The sequence below is a fragment of the Burkholderia sp. genome (genome assembly GCF_018375725.1).
In the GTDB taxonomy this organism is placed as follows: domain Bacteria; phylum Pseudomonadota; class Gammaproteobacteria; order Burkholderiales; family Burkholderiaceae; genus Burkholderia.
The window spans coordinates 1-9,512 of sequence record NZ_JAHACR010000157.1 but is presented as its reverse complement, the minus strand read 5'-3'; the positions used below and the strand labels follow the sequence as shown (position 1 = coordinate 9,512).

Annotated in this window: 16 protein-coding genes; 4 read left to right on the top strand and 12 right to left on the bottom strand. The window is 64.2% G+C overall.

Annotation, left to right across the window (positions count from 1 at the left end):
• The 4 genes from KH616_RS16100 to KH616_RS16085 form a co-directional block, all read left to right on the top strand.
• Positions 1-675 (top strand): pyridoxal-phosphate dependent enzyme (locus KH616_RS16100; protein ID WP_292248030.1); only part of this gene is annotated, 675 nt, incomplete at its 5' end.
• Between the two features lie 101 nt (positions 676-776).
• A complete protein-coding gene (locus tag KH616_RS16095) occupies positions 777-1,262 on the top strand; it encodes an aminoacyl-tRNA deacylase (RefSeq protein ID WP_292248028.1) in 486 nt (161 codons plus the stop codon).
• A 302-nt stretch (positions 1,263-1,564) separates the two neighbouring features.
• Positions 1,565-1,975, top strand: coding sequence for a hypothetical protein (locus KH616_RS16090; RefSeq protein WP_292248026.1), 411 nt, complete (start codon positions 1,565-1,567; stop codon positions 1,973-1,975).
• Positions 1,976-2,011: 36 nt separating this feature from the next.
• Complete coding sequence (locus tag KH616_RS16085; RefSeq protein WP_292248025.1) at positions 2,012-2,428, top strand: hypothetical protein; 417 nt, start codon at positions 2,012-2,014, stop codon at positions 2,426-2,428.
• A gap of 61 nt (positions 2,429-2,489) precedes the next feature.
• On the opposite strand, the gene KH616_RS16080 is transcribed toward KH616_RS16085, so the two are convergent.
• Genes KH616_RS16080 through KH616_RS16025 form a run of 12 tightly spaced genes read right to left on the bottom strand, consistent with a single transcriptional unit; the run spans position 2,490 to position 9,498 of the window.
• Positions 2,490-2,696 (bottom strand): hypothetical protein, encoded by a 207-nt coding sequence (locus KH616_RS16080; protein WP_292248024.1) that lies wholly within the window; start codon positions 2,694-2,696, stop codon positions 2,490-2,492.
• On the bottom strand, positions 2,696-2,869 hold the full coding sequence (locus tag KH616_RS16075) for a hypothetical protein (RefSeq protein ID WP_292248023.1): 174 nt from the start codon (positions 2,867-2,869) through the stop codon (positions 2,696-2,698). The genes KH616_RS16080 and KH616_RS16075 overlap by 1 nt, the downstream gene beginning before the upstream one ends.
• Before the next feature lie 25 nt (positions 2,870-2,894).
• Positions 2,895-3,365, bottom strand: a complete 471-nt coding sequence (locus KH616_RS16070; protein WP_292248022.1) for a hypothetical protein — start codon at positions 3,363-3,365, stop codon at positions 2,895-2,897.
• A complete protein-coding gene (locus KH616_RS16065) occupies positions 3,362-3,670 on the bottom strand; it encodes a hypothetical protein (protein WP_292248021.1) in 309 nt (102 codons plus the stop codon). The genes KH616_RS16070 and KH616_RS16065 overlap by 4 nt, the downstream gene beginning before the upstream one ends.
• Positions 3,667-4,332, bottom strand: a complete 666-nt coding sequence (locus tag KH616_RS16060) for a glycoside hydrolase family 104 protein (RefSeq protein ID WP_292248020.1) — start codon at positions 4,330-4,332, stop codon at positions 3,667-3,669. The genes KH616_RS16065 and KH616_RS16060 overlap by 4 nt, the downstream gene beginning before the upstream one ends.
• Positions 4,332-6,329, bottom strand: a complete 1,998-nt coding sequence (locus tag KH616_RS16055; protein ID WP_292248019.1) for a hypothetical protein — start codon at positions 6,327-6,329, stop codon at positions 4,332-4,334. Before KH616_RS16055 ends, KH616_RS16060 begins: the two co-directional genes overlap by 1 nt.
• On the bottom strand, positions 6,329-7,021 hold the full coding sequence (locus KH616_RS16050) for a hypothetical protein (protein WP_292248017.1): 693 nt from the start codon (positions 7,019-7,021) through the stop codon (positions 6,329-6,331). Before KH616_RS16050 ends, KH616_RS16055 begins: the two co-directional genes overlap by 1 nt.
• Positions 7,021-7,566 (bottom strand): hypothetical protein, encoded by a 546-nt coding sequence (locus tag KH616_RS16045; protein WP_292248015.1) that lies wholly within the window; start codon positions 7,564-7,566, stop codon positions 7,021-7,023. Before KH616_RS16045 ends, KH616_RS16050 begins: the two co-directional genes overlap by 1 nt.
• Positions 7,563-7,877: a hypothetical protein gene (locus tag KH616_RS16040; RefSeq protein ID WP_292248013.1), complete on the bottom strand. Its 315-nt coding sequence runs from the start codon at positions 7,875-7,877 to the stop codon at positions 7,563-7,565. Before KH616_RS16040 ends, KH616_RS16045 begins: the two co-directional genes overlap by 4 nt.
• 59 nt (positions 7,878-7,936) lie before the next feature.
• Entirely contained in the window at positions 7,937-8,203 is a 267-nt protein-coding gene (locus KH616_RS16035) for a hypothetical protein (protein WP_292248012.1), read from the bottom strand.
• Positions 8,203-8,652 carry a hypothetical protein gene (locus tag KH616_RS16030; protein ID WP_292248010.1) on the bottom strand — a complete coding sequence of 150 codons (450 nt, stop codon included), beginning with the start codon at positions 8,650-8,652 and terminating at the stop codon, positions 8,203-8,205. Before KH616_RS16030 ends, KH616_RS16035 begins: the two co-directional genes overlap by 1 nt.
• A 15-nt stretch (positions 8,653-8,667) precedes the next feature.
• Positions 8,668-9,498 carry a major capsid protein P2 gene (locus tag KH616_RS16025; protein WP_292248032.1) on the bottom strand — a complete coding sequence of 277 codons (831 nt, stop codon included), beginning with the start codon at positions 9,496-9,498 and terminating at the stop codon, positions 8,668-8,670.
• Positions 9,499-9,512 lie beyond the last annotated feature (14 nt).

Here is a 9,512-nt window from a genome sequence, read left to right as displayed (position 1 = left end):
GAGAAGATGGAAATCCTGCGCACGCTCGGCGCCGAAGTGCAGACGGTGACGGCGGTACCGTATCGCGATCCGAACAACTATCAGAAGATTGCCGGACGGCTTGCGGAGACGCTCGACAACGCGATCTGGGCCAATCAGTTCGACAACGTCGTCAACCGGCTCGCGCATTACGAGACGACAGGCCCGGAAATCTGGCGCGATACGGCCGGCACGGTCGATGCGTTCGTTTGTGCGACCGGCACGGGCGGCACGCTCGCGGGCGTGAGCCGCTATCTGAAGGAACGAAATCCGGACATCCGGATCGTGCTCGCCGATCCGGAGGGAAGCGGACTCTACAGCTACGTGAAGACCGGCGAAATCAAGGCCGAAGGCAGCTCCATCACCGAAGGCATCGGCTCGACGCGCGTGACGGCCAATCTCGAGGGCACGGCGATCGACGACGCGGTACGTATCGACGACAGACAGTGCGTGACGATGGTTTACCGGTTGCTGCGCGAGGAAGGTTTATACGTCGGTGGATCGAGCGGGATCAATGTCGCGGCGGCGGTCCGGATCGCCCGCCAGATGGGGCCAGGCCACACGATCGTGACCTTGCTGTGCGATCGCGGCGACATCTATCGCACCCGGCTTTTCAACCGGGACTGGCTGCGGGAAAAAGGGCTGGAGCCGATGTGACGATGCGCCGTGCGGCGGGATTTCCATCTGTGCGAATGCGACCTATGCTGAACGAATCCGGGGCGAACTTCGTTCGCCCGACTCGACAGATGAGGTATGCCATGTCCATGTCTGCGACCCTGCAGGACTGCCTGCGCCAGAAGTCCTCGCGGTACGAAGTCGTCTACCATCCGTACAGCCATACGAGTATGGAGACGGCGGCAGCGGCGCATATTCCCGGTGATCGACTCGCGAAAACCGTGCTCCTGGAAGATGACGATGGCTACGTCGCAGCCGTGCTGCCGACGACATATGCCGTGCGCCTGTCCGATCTGTGGGCGAAAACCGGCCGTCATCTCGTGCTCGCGAAGGAAGGCGAACTGCGCGAACTGTTCAAGGATTGCGACGCGGGCGCGTTGCCGCCCGTCTGCATGGCATACGGCATGCAGACCTTCCTCGAGGACAGCCTAGCGGAACAGCCGGACGTCTATTTTGAGGCGGGCGACCACGAAGCGTTGATCCATATGGCACAGGACGAGTTCCTGTCGTTGATGGATCGGGCTGAGCGTGCGCATTTTTCGCACAAGATGCAAGGCATGGTGTCGTGAGCGACGGACTGCTGTGTCGATCGGTTCGATGCGGTGTTCGGTGGGTTTGAAGCGTTGCGAACGACGCGCTCGATGTTGAGCGCGTCGTTTTGTTGTGGGTGGCCGAAGCGTGTCCGGTTGTAGGTGATTTGAGACGATTCGGTGCGGACGACGAGCGACGCGGCGATGTTTGTGGAGGCGGTTGGGTTGGGTAATCGGGTTTAGATATTCGTTGCTTTATAATTTTACATAATATTAATTATCGAAGTTAAATCGCGATCTCACACCGACCCCTAAATCTGCTTTAAGGCAGACCCCGCAGCATGTCGAAGCCCGGATTCCCCGGGCTTTTTTTTCGGACAAAAAGAACAATGCGATTCCCCAATCTCAGATACGGAAAACTTGCCGAATTCCTGCATTACGCGGGTGGCCGGCCAGTCAAGCAGTTGGCGCGCGAGCTGCGGCGCTCCGAGCGATCAATTCAAAACTGGATGGCCGGCCGTGAGCGCGTGCCGTTTTGGGCGCCCGAGCTGCTGCGCCTGAAGGCGTTCGAGCACTGGTCACGCGTGCGGGAAATGACCTGGTCCATACAGGACGCGAAAGTTTCCGCGCGGGCCTGCGCACAGCTTGCGGCGTCGACACCGTGCGCCGCGAACGACCCGATCATCCAATACCCGGCGCTCGTCCAGCTCGAGCTGATCCCCGAAGCGCCCGCGACGCGCTGGATCGCCTGAGCGATAATCCGCCGACCACAATACGGAGACCGTCATATGCTTTCAGTCCTTTCCCTGGTTTTCCAGGTTGCCATGGCAAACCCGCAGCAAGCCAGCGATGCCATGCACCGGTTGGCAGCGCCCGGGGCAATCAACCAGCAGCAGTTGCAGAGCGCTGCAGTGGCCGACGTGGCGCATGCTGTATTGACCTGCTACCACAAGACCGCACGCATGCAGACCGTACAAGATTCGAGGCGCCAGTTTCGCGATGCGAGCCAATATGGCGCCGAAGGCTCGGATCTCCTGGTGATCCGATATTCCGGCGTTACCGGTGCATCGTACGCGATGGTCGTTGCGTTGATGGGACGTGGGTCTGGCAGCGATGCTCAACTGCGCGCCGTGGTGCTACGGGATACTGCAGTGATACCGTATGCGCGTGGATGCCCCTTGCAGGATTGGACGTCTGTCTCCTAAAACGAAACCCGGCCGAGGCCGGGTTTTTCGTTACCGCTTATTGCGCTTGAATCGGCCCTTGCTATCGCGAGCCGGCGTGCGCCGCTTGTGGTGCGCCATGATTCCTCCCTTCGAGTTGTCGATCAATCCGCGTATGCGCGCGTTCGATCTCGCGATCTTGGCGCGCGTTGTGATCCTTCATCGCCCTGATGTCCGCGCGGATGCCGGCGTAGACCGCGCCCGACGAACAGACGGCCGTGACGATCTGCATCAGCACCGCGCCGTCCATCAGCTACCCGCCTTTTCCGGCATGAACACGGCCACCGCGCCGAGCAGCGCTTGCAGTAGCGCCGCGATCGCGCCGACCTTCGACGGGTTCGCGCCGAGCTGCACGGCCGCGCTCGCGACTACGCCGAGGCCGGCTTGCGAGCTGGGCTCTTTGAGTCGATCCAGGAAATTCATTCGCTTCCTCCGATAAAAATGCCGACTACCAGCCGGCGTTGCTGTTACCCAAGTCAAATGTCGGATCCGGTTGAGTCGCCGCTTTCGGCGCGAAGGCCGAGCCGTCGACGATTCCGGACAGCCAACCCCACAATCCGCCGCTGCCACCGGTTCCGCCCGATCCGCCGATCAGACCAAGCGACAGCGAATCGAGCGCATTGCTCGGCGCGGCGACGATGCCGTTCCCGACACTGGCGGCACCGCTCGTGACCGTGCCGAGTGGCGTTCCCGCGTTCGCCGGGCCGGCTGGGTTCGGATCGATCACGGGATTGGTAGCCGTGGTCCAACCGGCTGACGTCGTATCAACGATCGCTGCACCTGCATCGCTGGCCCAGCTCGACAATGTGGCTCCGGCCGACGAGAGACCTCTGCTGATCTTGCGTTCGGCCCACCAGAGCGCGAGCCCGACAACCACGATGGTCGCGCCGATTTCAAAGGCGTCGTCTTTCAGGCTCATGGCAGCGTGAAGCCGAAGGAATTGATGCCGCTTTCGCCCGCCTTTGCCAGCGCGGCCGACAGATCCTGCGACATGGCACCGCTCAGCGCGTCCGGATTCCATGCGGTCGACGCATACGGGTTATCGAGTGCGAGCGGCGACGGCCCGTTCGTCGAGCCACCGAAATTCAGCAGTGACCAGGTCGCGCCTCCATTCGGCGACGTCGGCATAGGCGCAGAGCCCTGCCCTTTGAAATACCGGTACAGCGAGAAACCGAGCACCGCGACACCTAGGCCGAGCGCGAGATTGTTGGTGGTGTTTTTCATGCGATTGCGCCCCCTACCTGCTGATACCACGCGAGCACGGTTCCCATGTCGTGCGGGCTCTGACCGTAGGGCGATCCCGGCAGGCTAGCCCACTGCCCTGCGACCTTTGCGATTGCGCTCCGGACGTTGCCCGCGAGCACGTCGTTATATGCGCCCTTCCACTTCAGGATGTAGATCGCGACGGCATCTTGCGACGCGGGCGAAAAATCGGTCAGGCCGAGGCGCGCGCTGATCCAGTCCCACGTGTTCGTGTTGATCTGGCCAGGCACGGCCGCCATGATTTGATAACGGCCAGCGGCGTCGCTGTACCCCCAGCGCGTATGCACGACGATGCGCGGATGGTCGACGTAGCCGTTATCGAACGTCGAGCCCCCGACGACGACGTTATAGCCGTTGTCGCCGAGGCCATACGTGCCTTCGCTGATCGAGATCATGTCGAGGAAGGCCTGCAGATTCGCGTTCGGGTTGCCGACTGGCGCAGTGTTGTTCATGCCCAGGTTGTTCATCAGGTCCGCTCCTACGTTATTCAAACTTCCAGTCCAATCGACGCTGCCGTCCGCGCTTCCGTTATCGGGTGCGAGCGCGGCGGCGCTGCTCGACTGCGAGTACAGCAGCGCGGCCGCGCCGGCCGCGAGGACGAGCACCGCAGCGCCCGCCCCCATTAGTTGCCACCCATCGTCGCGCGGTAATACACCGTCAGGCTGGCCATGTTTCCGCCGTCCGTGCGCGCGAACGTGAAGCTGGTCGCGCTCTGCCCGGTGATGTAGTACGGCACGCTGCCCGTGCCCTGCAGAAAGACGATCGGCGGGTTGCCCCACGTCGACGCGAAGTTGACCGTGCACGACGAGAACGTGCCGGTGCCCGTGTTCACCACGCCGGCCACGTCATTCGAATAGCCGGTGCCGATCGACGGCGACGTGCCGCACGCGCCAAACGTCGGCTGAGCGTTCGAATGGAACTTGCCGAGCGACACCGGCAACGCGACCTGATTGCGGTCGATCCCGCCATAGACCGCCAGATTGAGCGACGAGCTGGCGTCGCTCACCTCTCCGGTGTGGCAGTACTGGAAATCCGCGTTCGTGACGATCGTGATACCGACGTTGGCGTCGCGCACCAGCCCATAGCTGACGGCCGGCGTCTCGCCGTATATCGCGCAGAACTTGACGTTCGAAAACTGGTAATCCTGCGACGCGTAGCCGCCCGCGCCTTGAAGCTCGACCGACGGTTTCGCGTACTGGCTCGCGAGCGAGGAATTGCGGAACGCCACATCGGAGAAGCGCACGCCCTGCGCCTGAACCAGCGCGGCCTGATTGGCCGAGTTGCCGATCGTGCCGCCCTTCCAGTCGATCGTGCTGGTGACGCTCGCCGCACCGTCCGGCTTGATCCAGAGCGCCGCGGTATCCGCATTTCCCTGCGTGCCGCCCGCGCCGGTCTGGCCATAGTCCGAAAACGCTGCGCTGTCCGTGAAATGGATATCGCGCCCGCCGTCGATTTCGACCGCCGCGACCTGCGCGCCTTCAACCTGAAGGTTGTAGACGAAACCGAACTGCGGAAAGAGCGATGCCGTGTTCTGCGACGCGTCCACGAAGAAGCCGCGCTTGCACTGCATCAGCGTCACGTTGTACGCGTTGATGGTCTGCACCATCCCCGTCCAGGTGAGGCAGTCATTGCCGTAGTACTGCGCATTCAGGTGAACGTTGTTCAACGTCACCTGATCGGTGCGTCCGCCCGCCGACTGCGCCGCGCTGGTGACGTGCGCCCAAAACGCCTGGCAGCCGGTGCCGGTCGTGTAGCCCCATACGTTGTCGTACAGGTCGTTGTTCGATTGCTCGTCCTCGATCCCGCAATACGCGGTGAAGGCGATATCGCGCACCGTGAAGTTGGCGACGTGCACGGCTGAGATGGCGTAGCCGGCCGTCGCGCTGGCGCCGGCCTTGATCGTCATGCCGTAGATGCCGCCGAATTGCGTCTGCGAGCTCGTCGCCGCCGTGTTGCCGTAGCTGAACACGCTGTAGTTCGACGTGGCCGACGCCTGAATCGTCGTCGCGCCCATGCCCTGCCCGCGAAACGCGACGGGGCTCGGGCCGTTGACCGTGATTGACTGCGACACGTTGTAGGTGCGCGCGCCGAGCAACAGCACATGCTCGCCGTTCGTCTGCGCTTGCAGCGCCGCGATCGCATTCGTGAACGCGGTGTTGTCGTTCGCGGCCGTGGTGTCGCCGCCGAACACTTCTAGCGCGACGCCGCCCGCCTTCGGCTTCCACGTCCAGCACTTGCCGTTTGCGGATTTGACCTGCGAGCCGTTGTCGCCGTTGCCGCTCGCCAGCGAGCACGCCGAGCCGGACGCCAGATAGTCCATGTCGCCGCCGTCGCCGGCCGACGCGTAGCCGGCGCGGTGCACGATCGTGTTCGCCGGCAGCGTCGCGGTCGAGAGCGCGAGCAGCGCGGCATTGTTCGGCACCGTGCACACGGCACCGGCCAGCGCGCTCGCGCACGGAATGGTCGGGCTGGCCGTCAGCGCGCCCGAGCCGCTGCCCTGCACGTAGCCGTTCAGCGCCGACAGGCGTCCGGCGAGGCCCGAAATCAGGCTCGAGTCGGCGTGGGCCGGCGCGGCGATAGCGGCGAGCGCAACGCCCGCCGCAAAAATCAGTTTGCGCATCAGTTCACCGTCTGAATGTTGACCGTCGATCCGGCATCGGAAATCGCGTACCAGTCGAGTTGGGGCGCGTCCGTCTCTTTCCAGGCATCGCCCGGTTGCAGGATGATTGCGGCGGTGGCGAAGGTCAGGCCCGCAGCCCCGCCGAGCGCGATCTTGCCGTTGCCCGCGTTGTAGAAGATGGCGCGCTTGCGGCCGGCCGCCGCCGCGAGCACATGCGCCGTACCACCGATCCCGACCACCGTGCTGCCAGCTTCGGCAATCGCGACGCCCGCGGGCACGATGCCGACGTCCGTCGCGGTCAGAGTTGCGCCCGTCACGTTGACGCTGCCCTGTACCGTGACAGGTACAGGCGCGCCCGGCTCAGCGACCAGCGACACCGGTACCGGATTGCCGCTCGTGTTCGTGATCTGCACGCCGAGGCTCGACATCTGCAGGTCGACGTCGCCATCAGAGATGATGAACGTGACGTTCGTGTCGACCGTCGCGAGCATGTCGACGCCGGTGAAACCGTTTGCCGGCTTCGCCTTGAACGCCGTGCCGACTTGATCGACTTCGGCATTCACGGCCGCGCCCGTCAGGAAGCGGACGGCGATATTGTTTCCCTGGTCAGCCGACTGGATCAGCAGCACCGAACCGGCGATGCCGAACGGCGTGCGTTGGCCGGCCAGCAGCTTCGTCGAAAGGGTCTGCATTACGCGGCCTCCCGCAGCACGGGCGCGAGCACGACCAGGCCGACCACAACGAGCGCGCCGATCACGATCGTGCGCTGGTTGCCGGTCTTCGCGTCCTGGTACGCAGCCGACACCGCCGACATCGCGCCTTGCTGCGCGTCGGCCGCTTGCTGGCCAGCGCTCTGGTAGGCATTCGCAACCGCTGCGGTCGCCTTGTTGAACGCAGCCTGCGCGCCAGCAACGCTGTCGAGTGCCCCATTGATCGCCAGTTCGGCAGTGTGCGCGCTCGCGCTGACCGACGACGTACCGATCGCCGTCACATCGGACAGCGCGTCATGCGCCAGGCCGAACGACTGCTGGATCGAGCCCCGGTCGGTCGGCGTCACGTTGATGTTGACCGATCCGCCACTGGAGGCCGTCGCGCCGACACCGCCGCCGCCGACGTCAAGCCGCTGGTCGACGTTCTGGTTTTTCGTCTCTGTGTCGCTGCTTGAGCTGCCGCCGTTGCACGGCGTGGCCGGCAACCCGAGCCGCACCAGGTGGATCTGTTGAGGGCGAAGAATCATTTCAGGTCCTTTCGCATCAACACGACATCGCCCCGGCGCCAGGCCGGATAGAAGCCGCTATCGATGGCTTTTTTCATGAGGCCGCGTCGACGCGTGCGGAAGGCGATCGAACGGAACCCTTCCGCCTGGCGCTCGACGAGCGCGAGCCCGAAGTCCGTCAGGTCGAAACCGGCGCGGCCGGCCGCGGCCTGGATAAACAGCTCGTCGCCGTCCACCTTCAACGACCAGGCGAGCACCGGCACGCCGTCCTGCTCGAGCACGAAGCAATCGCCCTTGGCCGCGCATTCGGCCGCGCCCTCGCCCGTCGTCATCCAGCGATCGACGGGCGCGAACAGGCGCGCAACCTCGGCGCGGGTCGCCGGCCGCATCGTCACGCTTTCCGGTGCTTCAGCGCGTACCATGCGATCGCCCCGATGAGGAGATAGGGAAGGTATTGCTGCAGGATGCCGCTGCCGACCGCCGCAGTGCCGGCCAGAGCGGTATCGAGCGAGCCGCCGCCGTTCGATACAACGAACGAGCCGTCATTGAACGAGCTGGTCGTCGTCGCGTACGCGGCCGACGGGCCGCCGCCAAAGGCGGCCTGCAGCGAAGGCATACCGGACCAGGACGGCGCGCCGGACGTGATGGGAGAGGTCATCAGTCGCCCCCTGCGTGATCGAGCAGCAGCACGACCAGGCCAATCATCAGCAGCAGGCCCATGCCGTTGCCGTGCGTCAGGCTGGGCCCCTGCCCGACCGGATAGGTGACGCCGTTCGGGGCCCGGTAGTACGGCGTGGTGCCCTGCGCGGTCAGGCCATGCGAGATCGCGTCACCGGCAACGGCCGCGCCGAGCAGCGTCTGGAACCCCGCCAGCCACAGCGCACCGTTGTTCCCGCTCGAATCACTGCTGCCGTTCGTCTGCATCTGGCCGAGCGTCGACGGCAGACTGGTGCCGTCCGACGTGTCTTGGCTCGTCGTGAACGTGTAGTTCGAATTCGTCGCGTCGGGACCGTAGATCCCGTACAGCGTCGACGCATCCGCCCCACTCGGATCGACCGAGCCGGATCCGACGCCGGTACCGTCAAGCGAGAAGTCGTAGATCGACATACGCCTCCCGTCCGGTTAGCGGTTGATCGGATCGACGATCTTCGCGTAGCCCGTCAGGAACACCGGCCCCGTCTGCGTGATGATGCGGATGAACACGTTCTTCGACAGCGTCGTGTTGAGCCACTTCTCCCGCATGCCCTGCAGATCGAAGTCGACGACGAACAGGCCGGGCTGCGGCATCTTCTGGTAGTCGGTCTGATCGTCCTGGTACACCTGCGGGGTGCCCTCGGAAATGATCACCTGGTTGTTCCGGATCTGGAGCGACTGGATCGAGCCCGCGCCGGCCTGGCCGAAGTTCGACTGGTGCAGGTAGATCTTCGTGATCACCGAGCCGGCCTGCTGCACCGGCAGCGGGATATCGTTCTGGCCGACCGTCATCAGCGCGTACGTCGCCGACTGTTCCTTGAACACCCACGGATTCTTCGACGGATCGCTTTCCTGCGCCCAGGCCGTCATGCCGATGCCGGCCGGCGCGGCCTCGTTGATCTTGATTTCCATCGTGCACTGCTGCAGGCCAGCCGTCGCCAGGCAGGTGAACAGCTCTTCCTGCACCTGCGTGCTCTGGATCGTCACGCCCGCGCTGTTCTTTGTCGCCGAGCTTTTCGCGCCGCGGCGCGTGAAGTCGATCAGCACGACGTTGGTCGGGTTCGGCTTGCCCTCGTACAGGTTTTGCGCGAGCAGGTCGGAGCCCGCGACCGCCCACACCGGCTTGCCGTTCTGCTTGATCGTGATGAGGTCGATCATCGAGATCAGCAGGCCGTTCGTGAGATACAGCTTCAGGCGCTCGTACGTCGGGCCGCACGGGATCGACAGCAGCGCCGTCTGGCCCGGGTTGACGTTCTGCAGGTTGACGAGTTATT